At 51.0% G+C, this 24,626-nt stretch carries 20 protein-coding genes; 5 read left to right on the top strand and 15 right to left on the bottom strand.

Annotation, left to right across the window (positions count from 1 at the left end; all coding sequences use genetic code 11):
- Nucleotides 1–8: 8 nt before the first annotated feature.
- Nucleotides 9–1,610: a hypothetical protein gene (locus NXF97_RS07875; RefSeq protein WP_274955646.1), complete on the bottom strand. Its 1,602-nt coding sequence runs from the start codon at nucleotides 1,608–1,610 to the stop codon at nucleotides 9–11.
- 555 nt (nucleotides 1,611–2,165) lie between these two features.
- Between NXF97_RS07875 and NXF97_RS07870 the strand changes: the two genes are divergently transcribed.
- The 5 genes from NXF97_RS07870 to NXF97_RS07850 are packed head-to-tail and all read left to right on the top strand — an operon-like array spanning nucleotide 2,166 to nucleotide 8,043.
- Nucleotides 2,166–2,759: a recombinase family protein gene (locus NXF97_RS07870; RefSeq protein WP_274955640.1), complete on the top strand. Its 594-nt coding sequence runs from the start codon at nucleotides 2,166–2,168 to the stop codon at nucleotides 2,757–2,759.
- Complete coding sequence (locus tag NXF97_RS07865) at nucleotides 2,756–3,655, top strand: DEAD/DEAH box helicase family protein (RefSeq protein ID WP_274955641.1); 900 nt, start codon at nucleotides 2,756–2,758, stop codon at nucleotides 3,653–3,655. Before NXF97_RS07870 ends, NXF97_RS07865 begins: the two co-directional genes overlap by 4 nt.
- Complete coding sequence (gene hsdR / locus NXF97_RS07860) at nucleotides 3,579–5,195, top strand: EcoAI/FtnUII family type I restriction enzme subunit R (RefSeq protein WP_274955642.1); 1,617 nt, start codon at nucleotides 3,579–3,581, stop codon at nucleotides 5,193–5,195. Before NXF97_RS07865 ends, hsdR (NXF97_RS07860) begins: the two co-directional genes overlap by 77 nt.
- Nucleotides 5,192–6,667: an HsdM family class I SAM-dependent methyltransferase gene (locus tag NXF97_RS07855; RefSeq protein WP_274955643.1), complete on the top strand. Its 1,476-nt coding sequence runs from the start codon at nucleotides 5,192–5,194 to the stop codon at nucleotides 6,665–6,667. The genes hsdR (NXF97_RS07860) and NXF97_RS07855 overlap by 4 nt, the downstream gene beginning before the upstream one ends.
- Complete coding sequence (locus NXF97_RS07850) at nucleotides 6,664–8,043, top strand: restriction endonuclease subunit S (RefSeq protein ID WP_274955645.1); 1,380 nt, start codon at nucleotides 6,664–6,666, stop codon at nucleotides 8,041–8,043. The genes NXF97_RS07855 and NXF97_RS07850 overlap by 4 nt, the downstream gene beginning before the upstream one ends.
- A gap of 391 nt (nucleotides 8,044–8,434) precedes the next feature.
- Here NXF97_RS07850 and NXF97_RS07845 read toward each other — a convergent pair whose 3' ends face one another.
- The 14 genes from NXF97_RS07845 to NXF97_RS07780 all read right to left on the bottom strand — a co-directional run bounded on the left by NXF97_RS07845 (nucleotide 8,435) and on the right by NXF97_RS07780 (nucleotide 24,505).
- Nucleotides 8,435–9,826: a restriction endonuclease subunit S gene (locus NXF97_RS07845; RefSeq protein ID WP_274955644.1), complete on the bottom strand. Its 1,392-nt coding sequence runs from the start codon at nucleotides 9,824–9,826 to the stop codon at nucleotides 8,435–8,437.
- Nucleotides 9,823–11,298, bottom strand: a complete 1,476-nt coding sequence (locus NXF97_RS07840) for an HsdM family class I SAM-dependent methyltransferase (RefSeq protein WP_274955643.1) — start codon at nucleotides 11,296–11,298, stop codon at nucleotides 9,823–9,825. The genes NXF97_RS07845 and NXF97_RS07840 overlap by 4 nt, the downstream gene beginning before the upstream one ends.
- Nucleotides 11,295–12,911 (bottom strand): EcoAI/FtnUII family type I restriction enzme subunit R, encoded by a 1,617-nt coding sequence (hsdR, locus tag NXF97_RS07835; RefSeq protein ID WP_274955642.1) that lies wholly within the window; start codon nucleotides 12,909–12,911, stop codon nucleotides 11,295–11,297. Before hsdR (NXF97_RS07835) ends, NXF97_RS07840 begins: the two co-directional genes overlap by 4 nt.
- A complete protein-coding gene (locus NXF97_RS07830; protein ID WP_274955641.1) occupies nucleotides 12,835–13,734 on the bottom strand; it encodes a DEAD/DEAH box helicase family protein in 900 nt (299 codons plus the stop codon). The genes hsdR (NXF97_RS07835) and NXF97_RS07830 overlap by 77 nt, the downstream gene beginning before the upstream one ends.
- Nucleotides 13,731–14,324 carry a recombinase family protein gene (locus NXF97_RS07825; protein WP_274955640.1) on the bottom strand — a complete coding sequence of 198 codons (594 nt, stop codon included), beginning with the start codon at nucleotides 14,322–14,324 and terminating at the stop codon, nucleotides 13,731–13,733. Before NXF97_RS07825 ends, NXF97_RS07830 begins: the two co-directional genes overlap by 4 nt.
- Nucleotides 14,325–14,438: 114 nt before the next feature.
- Nucleotides 14,439–14,909, bottom strand: a complete 471-nt coding sequence (locus NXF97_RS07820) for an ATP-binding protein (RefSeq protein ID WP_274955639.1) — start codon at nucleotides 14,907–14,909, stop codon at nucleotides 14,439–14,441.
- Between the two features lie 9 nt (nucleotides 14,910–14,918).
- Nucleotides 14,919–16,496 carry an IS21 family transposase gene (istA, locus tag NXF97_RS07815; protein ID WP_274955416.1) on the bottom strand — a complete coding sequence of 526 codons (1,578 nt, stop codon included), beginning with the start codon at nucleotides 16,494–16,496 and terminating at the stop codon, nucleotides 14,919–14,921.
- Nucleotides 16,497–16,609: 113 nt separating this feature from the next.
- Nucleotides 16,610–16,891 (bottom strand): hypothetical protein, encoded by a 282-nt coding sequence (locus NXF97_RS07810; protein ID WP_274955638.1) that lies wholly within the window; start codon nucleotides 16,889–16,891, stop codon nucleotides 16,610–16,612.
- A 66-nt stretch (nucleotides 16,892–16,957) separates the two neighbouring features.
- Entirely contained in the window at nucleotides 16,958–18,295 is a 1,338-nt protein-coding gene (locus NXF97_RS07805) for a DUF7146 domain-containing protein (protein WP_274955637.1), read from the bottom strand.
- A gap of 87 nt (nucleotides 18,296–18,382) precedes the next feature.
- Nucleotides 18,383–20,011 carry a hypothetical protein gene (locus NXF97_RS07800; protein WP_274955636.1) on the bottom strand — a complete coding sequence of 543 codons (1,629 nt, stop codon included), beginning with the start codon at nucleotides 20,009–20,011 and terminating at the stop codon, nucleotides 18,383–18,385.
- 108 nt (nucleotides 20,012–20,119) lie between these two features.
- The gene (locus NXF97_RS07795; protein WP_274955635.1) at nucleotides 20,120–21,391 is read right to left on the bottom strand and encodes a DUF3150 domain-containing protein; all 1,272 of its coding nucleotides are present in this window, start codon (nucleotides 21,389–21,391) and stop codon (nucleotides 20,120–20,122) included.
- 93 nt (nucleotides 21,392–21,484) lie between these two features.
- The gene (locus tag NXF97_RS07790; RefSeq protein WP_274955634.1) at nucleotides 21,485–22,498 is read right to left on the bottom strand and encodes a YqaJ viral recombinase family protein; all 1,014 of its coding nucleotides are present in this window, start codon (nucleotides 22,496–22,498) and stop codon (nucleotides 21,485–21,487) included.
- Nucleotides 22,485–23,387, bottom strand: coding sequence for a recombinase RecT (locus NXF97_RS07785; RefSeq protein WP_274955633.1), 903 nt, complete (start codon nucleotides 23,385–23,387; stop codon nucleotides 22,485–22,487). Before NXF97_RS07785 ends, NXF97_RS07790 begins: the two co-directional genes overlap by 14 nt.
- A 110-nt stretch (nucleotides 23,388–23,497) precedes the next feature.
- Nucleotides 23,498–24,505, bottom strand: coding sequence for an AAA family ATPase (locus tag NXF97_RS07780; protein ID WP_274955632.1), 1,008 nt, complete (start codon nucleotides 24,503–24,505; stop codon nucleotides 23,498–23,500).
- Between the last annotated feature and the right edge of the window lie 121 nt (nucleotides 24,506–24,626).

Raw genomic sequence — 24,626 nt, 5'->3', positions numbered from 1 at the left:
CGCTGATGCTAAACAACCCGCGCTTGAAAGCGCGGGGTTTCCTGACACAGTGCAGGCTTTCCCGTAACAGGCAAGGTTTTTGAGGCCTTGTCTGCCCGGGCGTCCCCTGCACCACAGGAACATTTAAAACGCAACCGCTCTACGGGTACGGGCTTCATCAGCTCGATCCGTCGGTTCCGGCGAAGGACTGCTTCGTCTTGCCGATTCGCTGGTTTGTACTGCACTACTGATCCGGCGTTCCCTGAGACTTGTTTGTGCCTCGCAAGCGCTGATTGCTCAGCCTTCAGATCGTAGCTGTCAGTGGCGGGATCCGCAAAATACAGGTTCATGGCGGCCGCAAGGTCGCGGTCCATGTACCAGTCCGTGTCTCCCAACTGATGACTTCTCTCCCAAAGAGCTTTCTTCCGGTACGTTCCCGTTTCGGGATCGTGCTGACTCGGGCGCAGTTTCCGGGGACTGACTTTCACCACACAACAGCCGGCGCTTTCAGCCTTACTTGTCATCCGGGGTATCAATCCTGCAATACCGCTTTTGCCCAAATTCTTGCCGTATCCGGCTCTCTGAAATGCTTTGTATGAGTTCTTCTCCACAATGACGGTGCCGGCCCTGCCGAACACCTGGTTAATCACTTCGCCGTGCAGGCAACGGCGGGTTTGCGCCTGGCGGCGGTACAGATCCGCAAGTTTTGCCTTTGTTGCCTTATAGGTCTTGGATTCCTTCCAGACAATCTTTTTTCCGGCGGCTTTAACGGTGCCGTCCGCGTTGCAGCACTCCCGGTTCGTGTCTCTGCGGGAGCGGTCCATGGCACGTAAAAGACGCGCAATCTCCTTTTCCTGAGAGACAGTGCCCGCGCTCACCAAAATCTTCTGCTGCCACTCGGGGCTGTAAAAAGTCATGGTCCTCGGGCCCGGGTCAACAGCCACCTTGAGATCCTTGGGAGCATAAACGTGCTTGACGGGCGGTACGCCTTCGACAATGAGCTGAACAAAGTAGCGCATACGGCCGCGGATCATCCGCCAGAGAAGACGGCAGTATTTGACACGCTTAAAGCCGGACGGATCTGTTGCTGAAAGAAGCGCTTCTTTCTGCCAGGCATCCGGCGCTTCAGCCTTTATCACCAGATCCAGAACCTCGAGCGTCCACGTCTTGGCCTTCCAACGCAACCCTGTTTTGTTTGATTTTCCCTCAACGCTGTGCAAGCCCCGTTTAGCACTCTTAAACCGCGGCTGACCTCCCTGATGAAGCAGCCAGCGCTCAATGCCCTGCCAGACACGTGTGGCAATTTTCTGCGCTTCGTTGATGCCGATGCGCTTTGTAAAGCCGCCCTTGGCACGGTGCTCTTTCACGACATCATGCAGGGCATACTCGGAAAGGCGAGCGGACTTCTGTATTTCCTTAAACCGCTTGTTACGGTCTTTGCCCTTGGGCATCGCGGCCGTCAGCTTCCATGCTTCAGTGCTTTTCATGGCACGCACGCGTTTCTTTGCCGTTCCGAGAACAGCATTGAAGAGCTGGCGTGCATCGGAGAAGTAGGTCTCCAGTGCACTTTCCTGATCCTCTCCGATTTTCAGGCCCAGCTCGATGACAAGGGACGGTGTGCGCGATTTCATAGCGGCTGAATATACCTTAAGCGAAAACTATGTGCATGGTTTGGCTGCGTTTGGGCCAAGATTAAAAAAATTTCGAAAGCCCGCATTCCTCCCGGGGCTCAAGCCCCGGGCTTCCTGCGGGAAATTCTGTGATTATTCATAAATCGACGGTTTTAAAGCTATCGGTTACGCAGCAGATATTGGCGCATTCCCGCTGAAGCCCTCCCCAAACTTCGGGAGCCGGCTGTGTTCAAAGTATCATCGGGGAAAAAACGGACGGCGTTCAGATACGCCGGACAAACAAAAACCGCTCAAAGTCATCAGACCCGGCGGCTCAGCGCAGTACTTTCACAAGTACCGGAAAGAGAAATTGTATGGTGCGCGATACTCGCTAGCGAAGGATTGCAAAGAGCCTTTACAAAACAATCCCTAACGTCTGGATGTGCTTAAGTGTACACCTGAAACGAACAAGCACAAACCTCCCATCAAATGTCCATCAGAACTACAATCCTTGGATATTTGAACATTCCTGTTCTAAAGACACCTTTATCGAACACAGTATTCACGAGGTCGCCTATGGCCGCTGCCGCTAAAGTTGCTTACGCCAGAGTCAGCAGTCAAGATCAGAATCTTGATCGTCAGCTTGAGGCATTCAAGCTCATTGCCCCTGACCGTATCTTCACCGACAAATTGTCAGGCAAGAACATTGACAGACCAGGGTTTCAGGACATGATGGACTACGTCCGCGATGGGGATCATCTCTACGTCGCCAGCATGGATCGTCTGGCTCGCAACCTCAAGGATCTTTTGGAAGTAACTGAGTCTCTTCAGAAGAAAGGCGTGGCGGTGCACTTCCTCAAGGAAAATATTTCTTTAGACCCCACAGGTGATCAATCTCCCATCGCGAAACTGCTCCTATCAATGATGGGTGCCGTCGCTGAGTCCGAACGTTCGCTCATCCGTGAACGTCAAGCTGAAGGAATTGCCATCGCCAAAACTCGAGGCGTTTATAAAGGACGAGCACCGATCAGCTCCGACCTGATCGCTCAGGCCAAAGAAAAGATTGCGATGGGGGTTCCCATTTCCCGTGTTGCCAAGAATCTCAAGATTGGACGCACGACAATCTACAAATACCTGAGGGAATCTGAGGCACCGGGAGCGCAAGCATGACGAAACACATTGACCTTGAAACAGAAGAAGACACCAAAGAACGACGCATTACCCCTGCACTTAAGGCTGCCGGTTGGTCTTCGTCAATGATCTGGATGGAGTATTCGCTGCGAAGCGATCGCTTTCGTATCGTCCCGGAAAAAAACATTGCGTTGAAAGTCAAACCCACCGGCAGAAATAAGCCTGATTATCTCCTTTGTCGGAACGTCAACTGCCCATTAGCAGTGGTTGAAGCAAAGAAGGCTTCCAAATCGGCAGAAGATGGCATCGATCAAGCCATTACTTACGCCAAGATGTTGGACATTCCTTTTGCCTATGCATCAGCAGGCGAAAAATTTATCGAGTTCAACCTTAAAACAGGCAAACAGAGGGAGTTGGCAATGACTGCCTTCCCCTCGCCAGAAACACTCTGGAAGATGTGGTGCGAAGCTCGTGGCGTCCCTGTCGATCGAGAAGATGCAATGGCCGACGCTCAGTATTACACGAGCGAAGACGGCAAAGTTCCTCGCTACTACCAGATGGTGGCCATCAATCGCGTGGTCAATGCCATTGTCGCCGACAAGAGACGGCGAGCACTTCTTGTCATGGCCACGGGAACCGGCAAGACCTACACGGCATTTCAGATCGTTTGGCGACTTCGTTGCGCCGGGATTGTCAGAAATGTCCTCTATCTTGCGGACCGTAATCAGTTGGTTGATCAGACCATCGTCGGGGACTTCGCACCCTTTGAAAAAATCCAAACAAAAATTCAAGGCGGAGAGATCGACTCCAGCCACTGCATTTACTTTGGCCTTTATCAGCAATTGAAGGGGCGCGAAGATGGCGGAAGCGGAAAAACATTCGCCGACAATTTTCGTCAGGTACCCCCCCAACTACTTCGACCTTGTCATCGTTGATGAGTGTCACCGCGGAAGTGCATCCGAAGAAAGTAGTTGGCGAGAAATTTTGGAATATTTCAAGCCAGCCATTCAGTTAGGGCTTACGGCAACACCCAACAAAAAAGACGGTTCAGACAATGCAGCCTACTTCGGCGAACCGCTCTACACCTACTCTCTTAAACAGGGTATCGAGGATGGATTCCTAGCGCCGTTTCAGGTCGTCAGTGTTTTTCTGGACAAAGATCGTGACGGTTGGGAACCTCAAGAGGGCGAGCGTGACATCAATGGTCAACTAATCGAAAAACGACTCTATACCTTGGACGATTTCGACCGGCGCCTTATCTTGGAAAACCGTACGAAAGTTGTGGCAGAACACGTAACAAAGTACCTTCATCATTTGGGCCGCATGTCAAAAACAATTATCTTTTGTACGACCCAAAACCACGCAGCTCGCATGCGTGATGCGATACGTCGGTGCAATGCGGATTTAGTAGCTGAAGAACCGTTTTATGCCGTCCGTATGACCGGAGATGACGAGGAAGGTCGCAAACTGTACTCAAGCTTCACGAGTCCCTACGAGCCTTATCCTGTAGTCGTCACAACGTCGAAACTACTGACAACCGGAGCTGATACAAAATGCGTCAAGCTAATTGTGCTCGATACGCCAATTCGCTCAATGACTGAGTTCAAACAGATCATTGGACGTGGAACTCGCTTGAGAGAAGATGCCGGAAAAACCTTTTTCACGATTCTCGACTTCCGCGGCGCATGTGAACTCTTTAAAGATCCGGACTTCGACGGAGACCCGGACGTGCAGACAGAATGGGGCGAAGGAGATCCGGTTCCAACAGGCGGCAACGATAAAAAGCCAGTTCTTCCTCCAATCACACCTCCGGCTCCGGAACTACCGGGAGTAGTGCTCAAACCTGGAGAGAATGATGGGGCATCGGGAGAAAAGGTAGTTTATCAAGTACGCGGGGTTCCTGTTGAGGTAGTCGGCTCTTCCGTGAGTTACCTGGACGAGAATGGCAATCTTGTTACTACTAAGTTTCGGGATTACACACGGCGCAACATTTTGCGTGCATTCGGATCCGAGGCTGATTTCATGGAAATCTGGAACGGCTCGGAAGAAAAGAAGGCTATTCTGGAGCGGCTTGAGCGCGAGGGCGTACTTTTTGATCAACTTCGCAAGGAACTTAAAAACCCGGACGCAGATGAATTTGATCTGCTTTGCGAGATCGCATTTGGTCGCACACCAATGACAAGACAAATGCGAGCATCCAGAGCAGCTCGTGGCAAGTTCTTGGAAAAATACCAAGGAGTAGCTCGAAAGGTTCTAGAAATTATGATCGACATCTACGCTCGTGAAGGCGTACGCGAAGTCGATAACATTGCAGTGCTTCGCAGCGAAGAATTCAAAGAGCTCGGTGGCCCAGTTAAAGTTGTCAAAGCTTTCGGTGGCAAACCTGCCTATCGTGCTGCAATCATGGATTTGGAAAACGCTTTATACCAACCGGAAGAATCCCGGTTATTGATATCAACAGTGGAGACTGAATGAGCATCGGAAATTTTGTTAAGCGCATGAGAGACATCATGCGCCAGGATGCGGGCGTCAACGGTGATGCACAGCGAATTGAACAGCTGACGTGGATGCTGTTCCTGAAAATTTATGACGACGCAGAAAGCGTATGGGAACTGATGGACGATGACTTCGAATCGATCATTCCCGAAGCACTTCGTTGGCGCAACTGGGCGAATACAGATCGAAGCAATGTCAACATGCGCAAAGGCGATGCTCTCATCAGCTTTGTCAACAACATCCTGTTCCCCAAACTGCAAAGCCTCCAACTCCCGCCCAACTGCCCACGCAGAAAGAGTGTCGTCAAATCGGTGTTTGAAGACATTCACAACTACATGAAGGACGGCGTACAGCTCCACGAAATGCTCGTTCTCATCAATGAGTTCGACTTCAGTGACCCTCAAGAGACACATGCCTTCGGTTTGATTTACGAATCAATTCTGAAAGAGCTCCAAAATGCCGGCAGTGCGGGCGAGTATTACACGCCTCGTGCTCTGACCGACTTCATGGCTACTCACGTAAACCTCAAACCAGGCGACATGGTGGCCGACTTTGCCTGCGGTACCGGCGGCTTTTTGAATTCTGCTCGACGGGTACTTGAACCGCAGGCCGCAGCCGGTACAAATGAAGATCGAGAACTCTTGAGTCGCTCGTTCTTCGGTATTGAAAAGAAGCCATTGCCTTATCTGCTTTGCGTAACGAATTTACTTCTCAACGGTATAGACGAACCCAACATCCAACACACCAACTCGCTCGCCACAAATGTCCAAGAGTTCGGCGAGAAAGACAAGTTTGACGTTATCCTCATGAACCCTCCATATGGTGGGAGTGAGAAATCCGTCATTCAGGGGAACTTCCCCGAGCAGTTTCGCAGCGCGGAAACAGCGGATCTCTTTATGACGCTCATCAGCTACCGTTTGAAGAAAAACGGTCGAGCTGCCGTGGTCATTCCCGATGGTTTCCTGTTCGGATCCGGAGCAAAACGAGCAATCAAAGAGCGCCTCATCACGAAGTTCAACGTACATACAATCGTTCGTCTTCCGACGAGTGTCTTCGCGCCGTACACCTCAATCGCGACAAACGTCATTTTCTTTGACAACACGGAACCAACCAAAGAAACCTGGTTCTATCGCGTGGACATGCCCGAAGACTACAAGCACTTCTCGAAAACTAAGCCCATGCTTCTTGAGCATCTCAAAGAGCTTGATGCATGGTGGACGGATCGCAAATCCATTTCTGTAGACGGTTTCGACAAAGCACGTTCCTACACACCTGAAGAGCTCAAGAACAACGACTACAACCTCGATCTATGCGGATTTCCGCAGGAGGAAGAAGAAATTCTTCCTCCAAAGGAGTTGATTGAAAAGTACCAGGCTGATCGTGAGGCCCGTGAACGCGTCATGGATGAAATGCTTTCTAAGATTCTCGCGAAGATCGGAGAAGCGGAATGAAAGCAGATACTTTGAAGAAATCTATCCTTCAGTGGGCCATTGAAGGGAAGCTAGTTCCTCAACTAGAGAGCGAACCTGAGGTAAAACAAATCGGTGAAGCTCCGGAGGATGTGCCGTTTGCGATTCCGGAGAAGTGGAAGTGGATATCCGCATCATATGTGCAGACTTTGGTAAGAGGGATCACTTTTCCTGCTAGTGCCAAAACCAAAATGCAGACTCACAACAGCATCTGTTGCCTGACTACTGGATCTGTTCAAGAAAAATATGCAAGCAAGGCAGATGTTTTTGTTGATCAATCTTTTATGAAGAATACACGTCAGATTCTTCAAGTGGGAGATGTGGTGATTTCATCTGCAAATTCTAAGGAACTGGTAGGTAAAAGCATTCTCTGGGAAGACAAGTCCGGGATACAGAAAACCTTCGGTGGATTTCTGACTGTAGCAAGAGTCAAAGACAGCCAAAGTGTGATTCCGGAATATCTTTTCCTTGTTTACAGGTATATGTTTAAGACCGGATATTTTGCCAATCTATCAACACAAACAACTAATATTGCAAACCTAAGTAATAAACTTCTGGATGCTTTGGCATTTCCCATTCCTCCTCTAGGAGAGCAACAACGTCTTGTTGCAAAACTCAATAAACTTCTGCCTCTTGTCGAAACCTACGGGAAAGAACAAGAAGCTCTTGAAAAACTGGAAAAGGAGTTTCCGGACAAGCTGCGTGCTTCACTGTTGCAAGAAGCCATCCAGGGAAAGTTGGTTCCACAGCTAGAGAGCGAACCTGAGGTTACACAGATCGGAGAGGCTCCAGAGGATGTGCCGTTTGCGATTCCGGAGAAGTGGAGGTGGGTACGCGTTTCGGATGTAGCGCATACAAATCCCAAAGTTACTGCACAAACTTCCAGTACAGAGGTCTCTTTCATTCCTATGGCAGCTTTGTCTGCAGGTTACATAAGCCAAATTGCCTTGGACGCCAAGAGATCCTGGGGAACCGTTAAAAACGGCTACACAAAATTTATCGAAGGCGACGTTCTTTTGGCAAAAATTACTCCATGCTTCCAGAACCGAAAATCGGCCATTGCAAAAAAACTATCAAATGGGATTGGCTGTGGATCTAGTGAGTTTCACGTACTTCGAGTAAATGAAAATATTGTGACTCAAGAATATCTACTAATGTTCTTAAAATCTCAATGGTTTATTACATACGGCGTTGAGAATTTCAAAGGAACAGCCGGACAACAACGTTTAGGAACTTCAGATTTGAAAAATTGTCTATTCCCTCTCCCGCCCATGTCTGAACAACACCGCATCGTCGCAAAACTCAATGAGCTCCTTGACTCTGTTAAACACCTAGAATACAACGTTTCGAAAACGTAGCATCTAAAAAAAACAAATGCCCGACGGCCGCAACTGTCGGGCATTTGCTTGCAAATAAACTTACTGTTCTTGACGTCACTCCAAAAAGCTCCGTTTCATTCGCCCTCATAAAAACGCTGTCATCAAAAGCTAGCAACCGCTTTCTACAACAGTAACCCTCATCCGTAATCAGTCCTTTAAACACATGCATTGACACCCGACAAGCATCCAAGCATCGTGCCAACTGACGCGTCCAATAGTCCAAGAAAATGTCCGCACTCTTAGGGAAGTTTGTTTTGTTCCGCAGCTTGCAGAGCACTGTTTTCAGCAAAAAGCGAGTGTCTTGAGTAAACAAATGCCCGATAGTGGTGACCGCCGGGCATTTGTTTTTCAGAATCCGAAGTTCAAGGGATTACGTTGCAGAAATGGTGTTTTCGAGTTGGACAACAGCGCCAAGAAGTTCATTGAGTTTTGCTGCAATGCGGTGTTGTTCTTCTAGAGGAGGAATGGGAAATACCAAAGAATCCAAAAGTTTATTACTTAAGTTTGCAATATTAGTTGTTTGTGTTGATAGATTGGCAAAATATCCAGTCTTAAACATGTACCTGTAAACAAGGAATAGATATTCAGGAATCATAGTTTGGCTGTCTTTGACTCTTGCTACAGTTAGAAATCCACCGAAGGTTTTCTGTATTCCAGAGTCGTCTTCCCAAAGAATGCTTTTACCAACTAGTTCCTTAGAATTTGCAGATGAAATCACCACATCTCCCACTTGAAGAATCTGACGTGTATTCTTCATAAAAGATTGATCAACAAAAACATCTGCCTTGCTTGCATATTTTTCTTGTACAGATCCAGTAGTCAGGCAACAGATGCTGTTGTGAGTCTGCATTTTGGTTTTGGCACTAGCAGGAAAAGTGATCCCTCTTACCAAAGTCTGCACATATGATGCGGATATCCACTTCCACTTCTCCGGAATCGCAAACGGGACATCCTCTGGAGCCTCTCCGATCTGTGTAACCTCAGGTTCGCTCTCTAGCTGTGGAACCAACTTACCTTGAATGGCCTCCTGCAACAGCGAAGCGCGTAACTTGTCCGGAAACTCCTTTTCCATCTTCTCGAGAGCTTCTTGTTCTTTCCCGTAGATTTCGACAAGAGGGAGAAGTTCGTTGAGTTTGGCAACGATACGGCGTTGTTCTTCTAAGGGAGGAAGCGGAATAGAAAATTTTTTTAAAATTTTTAGTGTAACTCGAGGAATTCCTGTTCCCTTCATCTTTCCGCGCACTAAGTCGGTCATACTCTTGGAGCGAAGAGTAAATGATAAAAAATCAGGATCCAACATTAATTTAATCGGTTTTATTAAAGCAACGCTAGATAAAAGTGAAAATGGTTCTTCAATATTGTTTACGGTTACTACGCCTGTAGTGGCTCCATCTTTAATATACAGGACATCTCTGTATTCAGGAAGGCAACGAGAAGTAATCTCCTTATGGGTATCTTCAGTAACATAAGTTGCTGTGGAGCAATCAACTCCAGTAAACTTAATATTCTTCGCCGTAATATATAGAAACTTTCCTCGAGGATCCTCCTTTGAAAAGCTTACAGGCGAATGATGTGTTCCATCTGTGATTTGCGTAGTCACATTATTGAGTTGAACCCACTTCCACTTCTCTGGTATCGCAAACGACACATCCTCTGGAGTCTCACCGATTTGTTCTACTGCAGGTTCGCTTTCTAGTTGAGGAACTAGCTTCCCTTCAATGGCCCACTGAAGGATAGATTTCTTCAAAGTATCTGCTTTCATTCCGCTTCTCCGATCTTCGCGAGAATCTTAGAAAGCATTTCATCCATGACGCGTTCACGGGCCTCACGATCAGCCTGGTACTTTTCAATCAACTCCTTTGGAGGAAGAATTTCTTCTTCCTCCTGCGGAAATCCGCATAGATCGAGGTTGTAGTCGTTGTTCTTGAGCTCTTCAGGTGTGTAGGAACGTGCTTTGTCGAAACCGTCTACAGAAATGGATTTGCGATCCGTCCACCATGCATCAAGCTCTTTGAGATGCTCAAGAAGCATGGGCTTAGTTTTCGAGAAGTGCTTGTAGTCTTCGGGCATGTCCACGCGATAGAACCAGGTTTCTTTGGTTGGTTCCGTGTTGTCAAAGAAAATGACGTTTGTCGCGATTGAGGTGTACGGCGCGAAGACACTCGTCGGAAGACGAACGATTGTATGTACGTTGAACTTCGTGATGAGGCGCTCTTTGATTGCTCGTTTTGCTCCGGATCCGAACAGGAAACCATCGGGAATGACCACGGCAGCTCGACCGTTTTTCTTCAAACGGTAGCTGATGAGCGTCATAAAGAGATCCGCTGTTTCCGCGCTGCGAAACTGCTCGGGGAAGTTCCCCTGAATGACGGATTTCTCACTCCCACCATATGGAGGGTTCATGAGGATAACGTCAAACTTGTCTTTCTCGCCGAACTCTTGGACATTTGTGGCGAGCGAGTTGGTGTGTTGGATGTTGGGTTCGTCTATACCGTTGAGAAGTAAATTCGTTACGCAAAGCAGATAAGGCAATGGCTTCTTTTCAATACCGAAGAACGAGCGACTCAAGAGTTCTCGATCTTCATTTGTACCGGCTGCGGCCTGCGGTTCAAGTACCCGTCGAGCAGAATTCAAAAAGCCGCCGGTACCGCAGGCAAAGTCGGCCACCATGTCGCCTGGTTTGAGGTTTACGTGAGTAGCCATGAAGTCGGTCAGAGCACGAGGCGTGTAATACTCGCCCGCACTGCCGGCATTTTGGAGCTCTTTCAGAATTGATTCGTAAATCAAACCGAAGGCATGTGTCTCTTGAGGGTCACTGAAGTCGAACTCATTGATGAGAACGAGCATTTCGTGGAGCTGTACGCCGTCCTTCATGTAGTTGTGAATGTCTTCAAACACCGATTTGACGACACTCTTTCTGCGTGGGCAGTTGGGCGGGAGTTGGAGGCTTTGCAGTTTGGGGAACAGGATGTTGTTGACAAAGCTGATGAGAGCATCGCCTTTGCGCATGTTGACATTGCTTCGATCTGTATTCGCCCAGTTGCGCCAACGAAGTGCTTCGGGAATGATCGATTCGAAGTCATCGTCCATCAGTTCCCATACGCTTTCTGCGTCGTCATAAATTTTCAGGAACAGCATCCACGTCAGCTGTTCAATTCGCTGTGCATCACCGTTGACGCCCGCATCCTGGCGCATGATGTCTCTCATGCGCTTAACAAAATTTCCGATGCTCATTCAGTCTCCACTGTTGATATCAATAACCGGGATTCTTCCGGTTGGTATAAAGCGTTTTCCAAATCCATGATTGCAGCACGATAGGCAGGTTTGCCACCGAAAGCTTTGACAACTTTAACTGGGCCACCGAGCTCTTTGAATTCTTCGCTGCGAAGCACTGCAATGTTATCGACTTCGCGTACGCCTTCACGAGCGTAGATGTCGATCATAATTTCTAGAACCTTTCGAGCTACTCCTTGGTATTTTTCCAAGAACTTGCCACGAGCTGCTCTGGATGCTCGCATTTGTCTTGTCATTGGTGTGCGACCAAATGCGATCTCGCAAAGCAGATCAAATTCATCTGCGTCCGGGTTTTTAAGTTCCTTGCGAAGTTGATCAAAAAGTACGCCCTCGCGCTCAAGCCGCTCCAGAATAGCCTTCTTTTCTTCCGAGCCGTTCCAGATTTCCATGAAATCAGCCTCGGATCCGAATGCACGCAAAATGTTGCGCCGTGTGTAATCCCGAAACTTAGTAGTAACAAGATTGCCATTCTCGTCCAGGTAACTCACGGAAGAGCCGACTACCTCAACAGGAACCCCGCGTACTTGATAAACTACCTTTTCTCCCGATGCCCCATCATTCTCTCCAGGTTTGAGCACTACTCCCGGTAGTTCCGGAGCCGGAGGTGTGATTGGAGGAAGAACTGGCTTTTTATCGTTGCCGCCTGTTGGAACCGGATCTCCTTCGCCCCATTCTGTCTGCACGTCCGGGTCTCCGTCGAAGTCCGGATCTTTAAAGAGTTCACATGCGCCGCGGAAGTCGAGAATCGTGAAAAAGGTTTTTCCGGCATCTTCTCTCAAGCGAGTTCCACGTCCAATGATCTGTTTGAACTCAGTCATTGAGCGAATTGGCGTATCGAGCACAATTAGCTTGACGCATTTTGTATCAGCTCCGGTTGTCAGTAGTTTCGACGTTGTGACGACTACAGGATAAGGCTCGTAGGGACTCGTGAAGCTTGAGTACAGTTTGCGACCTTCCTCGTCATCTCCGGTCATACGGACGGCATAAAACGGTTCTTCAGCTACTAAATCCGCATTGCACCGACGTATCGCATCACGCATGCGAGCTGCGTGGTTTTGGGTCGTACAAAAGATAATTGTTTTTGACATGCGGCCCAAATGATGAAGGTACTTTGTTACGTGTTCTGCCACAACTTTCGTACGGTTTTCCAAGATAAGGCGCCGGTCGAAATCGTCCAAGGTATAGAGTCGTTTTTCGATTAGTTGACCATTGATGTCACGCTCGCCCTCTTGAGGTTCCCAACCGTCACGATCTTTGTCCAGAAAAACACTGACGACCTGAAACGGCGCTAGGAATCCATCCTCGATACCCTGTTTAAGAGAGTAGGTGTAGAGCGGTTCGCCGAAGTAGGCTGCATTGTCTGAACCGTCTTTTTTGTTGGGTGTTGCCGTAAGCCCTAACTGAATGGCTGGCTTGAAATATTCCAAAATTTCTCGCCAACTACTTTCTTCGGATGCACTTCCGCGGTGACACTCATCAACGATGACAAGGTCGAAGTAGTTGGGGGGGTACCTGACGAAAATTGTCGGCGAATGTTTTTCCGCTTCCGCCATCTTCGCGCCCCTTCAATTGCTGATAAAGGCCAAAGTAAATGCAGTGGCTGGAGTCGATCTCTCCGCCTTGAATTTTTGTTTGGATTTTTTCAAAGGGTGCGAAGTCCCCGACGATGGTCTGATCAACCAACTGATTACGGTCCGCAAGATAGAGGACATTTCTGACAATCCCGGCGCAACGAAGTCGCCAAACGATCTGAAATGCCGTGTAGGTCTTGCCGGTTCCCGTGGCCATGACAAGAAGTGCTCGCCGTCTCTTGTCGGCGACAATGGCATTGACCACGCGATTGATGGCCACCATCTGGTAGTAGCGAGGAACTTTGCCGTCTTCGCTCGTGTAATACTGAGCGTCGGCCATTGCATCTTCTCGATCGACAGGGACGCCACGAGCTTCGCACCACATCTTCCAGAGTGTTTCTGGCGAGGGGAAGGCAGTCATTGCCAACTCCCTCTGTTTGCCTGTTTTAAGGTTGAACTCGATAAATTTTTCGCCTGCTGATGCATAGGCAAAAGGAATGTCCAACATCTTGGCGTAAGTAATGGCTTGATCGATGCCATCTTCTGCCGATTTGGAAGCCTTCTTTGCTTCAACCACTGCTAATGGGCAGTTGACGTTCCGACAAAGGAGATAATCAGGCTTATTTCTGCCGGTGGGTTTGACTTTCAACGCAATGTTTTTTTCCGGGACGATACGAAAGCGATCGCTTCGCAGCGAATACTCCATCCAGATCATTGACGAAGACCAACCGGCAGCCTTAAGTGCAGGGGTAATGCGTCGTTCTTTGGTGTCTTCTTCTGTTTCAAGGTCAATGTGTTTCGTCATGCTTGCGCTCCCGGTGCCTCAGATTCCCTCAGGTATTTGTAGATTGTCGTGCGTCCAATCTTGAGATTCTTGGCAACACGGGAAATGGGAACCCCCATCGCAATCTTTTCTTTGGCCTGAGCGATCAGGTCGGAGCTGATCGGTGCTCGTCCTTTATAAACGCCTCGAGTTTTGGCGATGGCAATTCCTTCAGCTTGACGTTCACGGATGAGCGAACGTTCGGACTCAGCGACGGCACCCATCATTGATAGGAGCAGTTTCGCGATGGGAGATTGATCACCTGTGGGGTCTAAAGAAATATTTTCCTTGAGGAAGTGCACCGCCACGCCTTTCTTCTGAAGAGACTCAGTTACTTCCAAAAGATCCTTGAGGTTGCGAGCCAGACGATCCATGCTGGCGACGTAGAGATGATCCCCATCGCGGACGTAGTCCATCATGTCCTGAAACCCTGGTCTGTCAATGTTCTTGCCTGACAATTTGTCGGTGAAGATACGGTCAGGGGCAATGAGCTTGAATGCCTCAAGCTGACGATCAAGATTCTGATCTTGACTGCTGACTCTGGCGTAAGCAACTTTAGCGGCAGCGGCCATAGGCGACCTCGTGAATACTGTGTTCGATAAAGGTGTCTTTAGAACAGGAATGTTCAAATATCCAAGGATTGTAGTTCTGATGGACATTTGATGGGAGGTTTGTGCTTGTTCGTTTCAGGTGTATTCCAAAAGAGCAGTTTCTCCGGCCTTAATTGCAGCCAGCAGGTGAGCAAGTCGGTAAGTTCTGGCAGTGAAACCAGCTAAACAAGCCGCCCTTGTCACGGCTGATGCCATCCATGTCTTACCGCAGCCGGTTTTCCCGGTGATGATGAGGTTTTGGTGGTGCCGGATCCAGTCACAACTGGCCAGCTGGGCAATGAATGCCTTATCCAGACACCTGACGGGGTCATAGTCAACGTCACTGAAGCAGGCATCGACGTAGCGAATTTGGGCATCCTGAATGCGACGCTTGAGCGCTTTATCTTCACGGCGGACGATTTCAGCTCTCAAGAGGGTTTCGATCCATTGAGCGTGTGTCAGGGCGGCTGTTGCGGGATCCTTGTCCAGTTCCCAGGCATGCTCACAGACACTGCTCATGCGCAACCGCTTAAACAGCGGCTTCAAATCAATAAATGACGTAGTCATCTCTGTTCCTTATTCATAGTTATTGCGGATGTTTTCGTGCCGGATGTCAACCGGCTCTGCTTCTTTGACAAAGAGACTGCGGTTAGTAGCCGCAGCAACGCTGTACTTTTCACTGAGCAGCTTTATGTAGCGGTAGCTCACGACATCGTCTTCCAGAGCTTGCGCTACGGCTTTGCGCAGAATGGCCGGCGTGTAGGTTTTGGTAAGCCTCAGAAGTGCGCAACAAGTGCGGCTGCCGGGAAATTTGCCCTGTTTGTCCTGCAGCACAGAGACAAGCCGATCTGCCAAGGCTTCGGATAATCCTTTTTGGATGAAAATCTTTATCCAGTCAGCCGGAGTCTTTCGATAACTCTTTTCTGCCGCAGTCAGGTGTTCTTCAAGAATGTGTGTTTTCTCACCGTGCTGATTCGTGCAGCGAATGTGCCGCCCCAGCATTTGATTGCTGTCCGGATCGTAAATCTCGACAGTGTTACTGCAGATGCGCACAGCAACTTTTTTATGCGCATAGGCGGCAGGAACGCTGTAGCGGTGCCCGGCATCAGAAGAGATACGAATGCAGTGTGCCTTGTCAGCAACGAGCAAGCGCCATTGCCCCAGTTCGTAGCGCAACGGCGGCAGAGCCCGCATACAGGATCGTTCTTCTTCCTCATATTTCTGGAGGCGTGATCCGGTTGAGCCTTTGGATCTGAACGGCTGGGCATTGATTTCATCAATGCGCCTGCGAATCAGGCTGTTAAGCGTATCGATATCCGGAGCCAGAATATGCGGCTGGTGCAGAGTCAGTTGAGCGATGATCCATCGCTCAACATCCCCGGCAGCGGCTTCTACCCGATTCTTCTGTTTGGGGCTTGCCGGCCGGCAAGCCCATGGTTGCATTGAGTAGTAAGCGCAGACTGAGCGCACTGCCGGCTGGATGTCAGGCTCATGCCAGTGAGCTCTTTGAACCAGGGCTCGGGCATTGTCCATGACCAGGACCTGGGGAGAGCCTCCGAAGTATTCCAAGGCTGAGATGACGCCGTCGAGCCAACTGGCTTGTGTTTCATCCTGGTAAGCCTTGCAGAAAATCAAACAACTGAATGGCAATGTCGCTACAAAGAGCCTCGATTTGTGGATCTCTCCATAGGAGTCAACCCAGGGAATGTCATCACCGACAAAGTCGATTTCCATTCTCTCGCCGGGCAAGCGTTGTGTGTTGCCTTCGATACGGAAAATGCCGTTGGCCTGCTTCCACTCGTTGTAGCGTCTGCAATATGACGCGTAAGTGTAGGTTTCCCCTTCAGCCTGCTTTTCGTACTCAGCGAAAAGCATTTGAAGTGTGACTTTTTTTCGTTTGAGAAGGCTGTGAACCTGTTCCCAGTCCGGATCAACACGTACTTTGCCTGTCGGCGGATAGAAGATCTTTTGAAGGTCTTCATCATCCAGCCCGCAAAGTTCTTGAGTAGACAAACCGGAATTGACTGCCGCCGTCCTGATGCGGCCTGCTGCGGTTTTGGAGATATGAAGCCATGCTTCAATCTCACGATAGGACATGTTTTCATCAAGGGCCTGCAAGACAGCCCTGATGTGCTCAGTTTGATGCTTTTGCATAAAGCCTCCTGTAGGTTAACAAGAGCACTTTTTGTTTAGCGTCAATCATTAGCGGACGGAAGGTGTGTACCTGTGTCCCAATGGTTAAGAATCAGTGTCCCAGTAGATAAGAATCAAAAATTTAGGCTTCTGTCCCAATCTTTAAGAAACCCCCGTCCCAGTGTTTGAGAAGCGCCGTGCCAATAAATAAGAAAAGCCAGATCCTCAGCTTCGAGCGAACTGGCCAAGAGGACATCACATAAAACTTCTCTTTGCCGATCGACGACAGCTTCCACATTCTGCCCCTGCAGATACTTCCATACAGGATATGAAACACTCTTGAAGACTTGAGCTTGCCGGATCCGGTTCCAGCACTGCTGAATATCAATGTTCTCGGTTATGGTTGAATCTTTCATTGGTTTGTCCTAAAAAGAAGCCCATCGTTTCTCAGGCGATTTGCTTGAGAAACGATGAGCGTTGAGTTAGAGAGCATCCGGAAATCCGCTTGGTCCCATACGGACCAAAACATCGTTCCAATCGATGCCCTTTTCCGCCTTTGGTATGTCCAAAGGCACCGCCTCGATGGCAGCTTCAATTCCTTGGACTTGAAGCCGACGGCACAATCCCTGCGCCGATCGTTCTCCCGTGCAACTGCGGTCTTTATCCGAGAAGATCAGAACGCGCTTGACACCGGAGGGAATCACAACCTGTTGCAGTCCCGTCGCACAGATGCACGACCACGTTGGCAATCCCGTAGCAAGCGCCACGGAAAGCGCCGTCTCGATGCCTTCAGCCACGGCCAAAACCTCTTGCGGTTCACCGAAGTGAATAGCGCATCCGGAAATGGTTCTGCCTTCCGGCAATCGCATAAGGCGCTTTGGAGTCGACACCTCGGCTTTCAGACCATCCGGCGTCAGCAGCGTGCGATGCAGCGTCACCAACTGTCCGGTAACGTCTCTCACCGCTGCAAGCATGGCCGGGTACCAGCGACGGCTTTCTCGGTCAAAACTGCGCTCCTCAAATCGAAGATCACGCAGAATCGACTCATCCAGACCATCAATGGCACGATGCTGCAGATATCTCTGCATCGGCTTTTGCCGCTCATCCATCGGTGAATACTTCAGCGCCCGAAGCCAGTGTTCTCGAATGCTTCGCGCAAGCTCACCGTTGAAGTACGCCTTCTCGCTTGCGAAAAGCTCCTCGCGTGCTCTTGAAGCAAGGTGCTTGACGCACCAGACGTACCGATAACGACAAGCACCGCCGAAACGTCGAACACGCTCTCTGGCCACAAGCACGATCTCAACCCGCTCATGCGGCTTGATGCCGGCCTCAGCCAAAGCCGTTTTCAGCGCTCGTGTTCCGAGCTCTCGAACCGATTTGGAGATCTCGTCGTCAATCTCGACGACAAAACCTTCAAACGCTTTCGGGCATCGCTTTTCAGACATCCCCATGAAGAGAATGTGCCCGCGGTATACGCGATTGAGCGTCCTGCGTTCGAGCACTTCTTCCCCGTACCGAGGTTGAAGCCCCAACACACTCGCCACCCGAGACAACGTGTACGCAAAGCTCCAGTCATGCAGCCACTGAAGCGCAGCAAAACCGTCTCGGAAATTTCCACAGGTATTGCACACGCACGAGCCCGCTTCCCGATAGTCTTCGAAAAGTCGGAAACCGTCCTTTCCTCCGTGCACGGGACACGGAACATGTTTTCCCGGCCGCTGCATCGCCACTTTAAAGGTCGGTGCAAGCGCACAGAAAATCGCGTCCCAGTGTCCTCTGGCCGCCTCACGAACAGTCGTAACGTCAAGTTGATAGGCCATTGCGCCCTCCTGATGAAATGAAGGAAACCCTCCTTCCCCCGAAGGGAAAGTCAGCTCCCCTTCGGGTTGATGAAAGTGAATTTCTCCTCACAAGAGGATTTTTTTGGCAAAGCCGAAAAGCACCTGCTGCAGATCTTCGACGGAGTCGATATGCGCACTGTCAATCGACAAATTCTTGAGGTCGTCGCAGTCGCCGATCTGAATGCCCAGCACATAGATGCCGGCCTTCTTCAGCTCCTCGATCACCCTCTCGATTGCCGGAGCGCGTACTCGCCCGTCGGTAATCAGCATCAATGCCTTCTTGCTTTGTCTACACGCGGCTAATGCCCAACCTCCTGCCTGCAAAGCCTGCAGCAGCGGAGTTCCACCCCAACTTGTAATGCAGCCGATCTGTCCGGGTGTGACTCTTGCAAGCCGTTCTCCGTGTTTAATCACGGTGCACACGGCATGTTTCGCTCGCCCGCAAGCGGCTCCCGGAAAGACCGTCAGCGCCGGATTGACGCCTCGGATGCCTTCAAGTCCCTGCACAAGACCGAGACTTGCGCGTACCGCAAGATCTCCGCCCTTTACGCCCATGCTGCCGCTCATGTCCAAGAGCACATGAACCGCCGCATCGGGAGCTTGTCGATCCGCTCGCGCCTGAAAGACACGAGCATCCGACACAACCAGCCTGCACAGATGCGAAGCCGAAAATCGACGTCCTCGATCGGTGATGCGCAAACCGCTTCTGGTTTTGGCCTGAACCAAACCGCGCAGAGCCAACCGCAAAGACACCGAATCCTTGCGAGCCAGACACAGTCGTTCAAGCCCAAAGGCTTCATCTCTGGCCACCGGACGTATCCGACCCGACACGTCAATCGATAAACCACCCGTACACTCATCGGACTGAACCCGCTTGAATGCATTGGAGAGATCCATCGGATTGACTACCGGTTCGTGACTGCGCCGCAGCAGACGCTGCAGTGACGTCTCGGACTGTCCATGAGATTTCTCTTGGGACGACTCCGGCGGCATATCCTCGTCACGAGCTTCCTGTGAAGCCGCCTCTTGTGTCTTTTGAAGACATGAGTTCTGCTCCTTGGAAGCTTCAGACTTCAAAAGCTGAATGATTCGCTTTCGAATCGCCGCCACATCGACCGTGCTCTTGGCGTTTTCGACTTCAAGCGCAAGCGACGTGAGCTTTGCCGTCAGTTCCCTGCCGAAAGACTCCTGCATACGGCTTTGGAGCTTGTTAGCAAGTTCCGTGAGCCATTTGCGGCAAAGGAGTTTTTCCTCGGAAACGACCAGAAGAAAAAGCGGCAGCAGCGTTCGTTCGTCAAACTTCTCACAGCGGACAAGTTCCTGAACTTTGCCTGTATGCGCCTTTTCAAAAAGACCTTCGGCTCCCGGATACAGCCGCCCCATCTCCGCCTCGATCCGAGTATCTTCGAGGGCATTGTCAATCGCGCGCTCCAGTTGGGTGCACTTTTGACCGACTGCCTTGAAGTTCGTCAGCCTGACGTGCCCGGCTTCGTGACAGAGGATGCCGAGCGTTGAGAGCTCGTCATCTTCCGTCACGTTCTCAGGAACCGGCATCCAGATCGTCTTGCCGTCCGTTGATGGCACCTGACCGCCGATTTCAACCGCCACGCCGCATAAACGGCCGAGCGCCGCCGCCACAATGGGCAAACTGCGTTCGAACACGGATTTCGGCTGCGTGCTTCGCTGTGTTTTCATGGGATTCTCCAAAAAAGAAATCCCGCAAAAGCACACTCCTTCCCCACGCAGGGCAATGAAGATGCCCTTGCGGGAGAAAAAGACAAACCAAGAAAAAGGCCTGTCCGGTTAGAAATAAAGCCCGTCACCCACATCAACGGCAGGAACCGTTACGGGTGTGAATGGCTCCGAACCCTCGTGCCAAAGAGCGGTTTGAGAATCCGAGGACTTCTCGTCACCGTTGGTCTCATACTTCGTCTCCGTCGGAGTTGACGTCGTGCTTGCGCTCGATATCTTTCCTTGGGAAAACGGCTTGTCAAAAAACTCCTCAAGTTCCTTGAAGAGATCTTGCTGCTCGTTGCCGTCCTTTGAAAAGCCCCGTGGATCAAGGCTTTCAGAGGCATCGTTCACCGAGCCGGATTCGTCACTTTCGTTTGAACCCCCAAGTGCCAAGTGCGGGTTGGCGTCCGTTTGCGGCATTTCAAGTTCAGGCAGGACTTCGTCACGAGAACTCGCCTGCTCCTCTGCCGGAAATGCCGCTGCGGCATACGCCGGATCGTTGATGACCTCTTCCAAAAGAGTCGCGTCGCCCAAGGTTTTCACCAGCGCGGCAAGCTTCCAGAAGGGTTCTCCGGAGAAATAACCTTCGGAGGGCATCTCGCAGACGACCTTGTCGATAAACGCAATCAACGGCAGGATGCTGGAACTTAAAAAGGCCAGTCCCTGCAGCTTTTGACGGATCTTCAAAACCGCATTGACGGTCTTGCGATTGGCGCGACTCTTCCCAAGGAAGCTTTCCTTGAAAAAAGTTCTGGCCGTTCGAGTGACGCTTGCGATGAGCTCGGAAGCAAGTCCCCCGATGCTCTTTGCCAAGTCCGCCGCTTTCTGCTCGGAAACGGGCTGCAGACGAAAACTTTCGTATCCGGCGCTGATGCGTTCGGAAACGGCGTTGACGTCCAGTTTGCCCTCCATGATTTCTCTGGAAAAGGTCGGGTTTTTATCGGCCCATTCCTTGACCAGCGTGTCGTACCGACTCAGGAAATTGGCTTTTTCCATCGAATAACGCTCAACGAGCGCGTCCAAAGCCTTGAACACCTCGCCGATCCGCTCCTCCGGAATCGCCCACCCTGACAGATACTTCACGCCGCAGCCCTCAAGAAGCACTTCGGCCTTATGCTTGATGCGATCAAAGACGCGCAGATGCTGCGTATCGATGATTGCCTTAAGCCCTAAAGACTTGGCGACTTCCTTGGGCGGAAGCTGACCACCCGTGCCGATGGCGAAGTCTCCTTCGTGCATCGCACGTGTTCCGGTCCACTGCGTAAAACGCGGAACAATGACGACGATTCGTCCGATAATGTCCGGATTCGTCACCGCTGCAGCATTCGTTTGCTGAGTCATTTCTTTTCTCCATCCCGAAAGGGGAAGAGCAAATGACTCGTTCCCTAACGGGAAGTGAGTTTTCACTCTTCCCGCTTGGGAAAAACAAAGTTGTTAGAACCACATGGCTTCGCTGCTTGAGTTTCTTTCGAGCGCCGCTTCAAGCTCCTCGTCTTGGAAATCCTTCGGAAGCGGACTGTGCGTCAACCGCACAAGCCAGTTCTCCGAACTCTTTCCTCGAAAAGCCTCCAGCTCGCTTTCCGGGATGCCTCTGTTGAGCAAAAAATCCCTGTAGTTCACCGTGCCGCGTGTCACGCGCTTGGTCAGCGCAATGCCGGCAAAGTCCGCATGCAGAAATTCCCCCATCATCTCTGTGAGTTCATCCCTGCAACGATTCTTGATTGCGGCGTACGTTTCGATCTGCTTTTGCAGAGCGTCCGCCGCTTCCTGCGCTGCCGCATAGTCAGCCGCACACTGATTCCAACGGGCGATTTCCACATCCCCTTTGGGCACGTAGACATCCCGCGTCGGATCCTTCGCAGGCTCCTTGCGTTTTGCCACAAACCGATCAAAGAACTCGCGTCCCTTGCTGCGGATTTCGGCAATCAGCGCTTCGTCTCGCACGACTTCGAACTCGACGAGTTCCGTGTTCGTGCGGTCATAGAACACAAGCCAGCCGTGCTTTGCGCCGCACACCATCAGCTGATGCTGAAGCTGTATGCGATAGAGCCGTCCGGCAGTGCTCTCAAGCCCCTTTTTTCGAACATCCGCAAGCGTCGATTCACTCGGACATTTGATTTCCACGGGCTCCATTGCGGAAGTGAGTCCATCAAAGGAGGCTCTGAAAAGAGCATCCTCGTCAAACTCTCCGCAGACGGGCATCACGACTTCCAGGTGTTTGAGCTCAAAGAGCTGCCGCACCTCGTCTTCGTGTTCGATGCCAAAGCGCACCAAAGGGTTTGAGGATAGATCCGCGAACAGCGCCCGTCCGACCTTCTCGCACCACAGTCGCCACGGCGTCATGTAAGGATTGAGTCCCAAAATCGCTGCGCTTTCGGTGGCCGTAATGCCGCTTCGCCTCCAATCAAGCCACGCCTGACTGCGCTGCTCAAGTTCAAGCAAACGCATGATCGGCCTCCTTACCAATTGACTCCGGTTCAACATCGTCAACGACGTCGGCCGGATTGATTGGCTCAAGAGCAAGTCTCTGCATACGCAGCTTTTCCTCGGCATAGAGACGGTCTTCACCCTCGAGCTTGGCTTCCACCCACTTGGCTGTGCGCTCCCAACCGTTGGGCTGGCTGTGCGCAAACGTCATGAGCTTGGCAAGCATCTCGTCGAGCTTTTCTCGTTCAAGCGCAAGTTTCGGCACGCTCGATTGAGCAACTGCCGGCTGCTGAGCTTGAGGCTGAGTATGCCCTGCGGCAACCACGCCGGAGAGATCCTCGGCGAAGTCCTCGCCTTCGTCGTAGAGTCCCGTCAGACTGAAAGCCAGACGAGCGCACTGGATGAAAGCGCGGGTTCGAAGCATCCTCCTTGGCCACTTGCGCCAAACAGGGCTCTTGTCGTTGAAGCACTCGACCATGAACTCCTGGATCACGATCGGTTCGTCAACGCCTTTGAGCCGCATGGCGCATTCGACAAATTCGGGAAGTTCCTGAGCGCACCCGGAAACCTTGACCGTATTGCTCGAAAAGGCAAACGTCACGCCGTTGAAGTCCTTCTGACTGCGGACGATCTTCGCCCAGCCGTCAAGACTCACAACGGGAACAATGTCACCGCTCTTGCCGCGAAACGCATAGATTTCACGATTGAAGGGATTCAAGCCAAAGTTCTCACAGACCAAGAGAAGAACCATGAGCTCTTCGTTGCTGGGCTGCCGTCCGTCGGCCTGCTTGAAGACCTGAGTTGTCAGACACCTGAGCAGGCGGTTCGGTTCAACGCCGAATTTGCCTGCCAGACGAGCAATCAGTCCCTGGGTTTGCGCCTTGGCGCCGGAAATGTCGCGACTTTCCATGATGAGTGTTTCCTTGTTTGGTGGTTTCAAAAAAGAAAACCGCCTTCAGGAGACACTCCTCCCGCATAGGGACTTGTATTTCCCTACGACGGGTGTTGAGGATTGAACGTTTATTTCTTGGCGCCGGTCGCTGACCACGCGTCACCGAAAATTGTGCGGCAAAGCCCCACAATGGCCTGACTTTCCTCGGGTTCGGCTCGTATCAGAAGTGCTCGCCGCAGTCCGTATTCAAGTGAATTGGGAGAGTTGCGGAAATCCTGAGCGATCTGAGCCCAGCGCACCAGCGTGCGCGTGGAAAGCGTCAAAGACAATCGGCCTTCGGTAAAAAGCTTTCGAATCTCATTGGCCAACTGCACCATGCCGCCCAGCACGGGCTTCATGGCCGGAGTCAACTGACTCAAAAGCTCTTCTTCGACCTTGGCGTCCTGATACGGCACTTCCAGATAACGGAAGCGGTCCAGAAACGCCAGGTTTTGCTGCTGAACGCCTGCGTAGCGCCCGGAGTCGTCACCGTTGCCGCATGAGTTGGCCGTGCAGATGACACGGAACATCGGATGCGGACGAATGATTTCTCCTGCGTTTTCGGCAAGCACAAGCGGACGACCTTCAAGAACGTCATTGAGTCCGGCGAGTTCCCCGGCATCGGCCAGATCAACTTCGTTGAGAACCAAGACGTGCCCAAAACGCATGGCAGCTGCCAGCGGGCCGTACTGAAATCTCATCTGCGGTGCTTCACCCACGGCGTTTGCCGAGAAAGTGAAGTGCCCGATGAGCTGCGCGAATTCAAACCGAGCGTTCAGCGTAAGCGAAGACACGGGCCAGTTCAGTCGAGCACAAGTCTCGAGAACGGCACTTGTTTTTCCGCTGCCGGTGGGGCCGGTAATGAAAAGCGCGTCGTTGTTGGGTTTGCGAAGAAACCCGAGAAGATCCCGAAGCACCTCGCGCCTGAAAACATAGTTCTCGTGGGCAACAGGCACGGCAGGATTCTTGTCGTCGGAGAAGCCGAGAATCTGAAGCGACTTCGGCATCTGGATTTTCTTTTCGCCGTCGTAGACGTTCGAAAAGACATCGGCACCGAAATATTTGAATTCCGGTGAAAGTGCATTTTCGTGATGCATCGTTTGAGCTCCTAAAAAAGGGAGCTCACACCCCACTTCGGGAAGAGAACTCCCGAAGTGGGTTATCAGCTGGTCTTGATGAGTCGCTCAGCGGGCGACCTGCTTGCAGCCATCTGCAGGA

The sequence above is a fragment of the Duodenibacillus massiliensis genome (assembly GCF_928721995.1).
Classification (GTDB): Bacteria; Pseudomonadota; Gammaproteobacteria; order Burkholderiales; family Burkholderiaceae_F; genus Duodenibacillus; species Duodenibacillus massiliensis.
The sequence above is the reverse complement of the archived record's forward strand: the minus strand, read 5'-3'. Positions and strand labels throughout refer to the sequence as shown.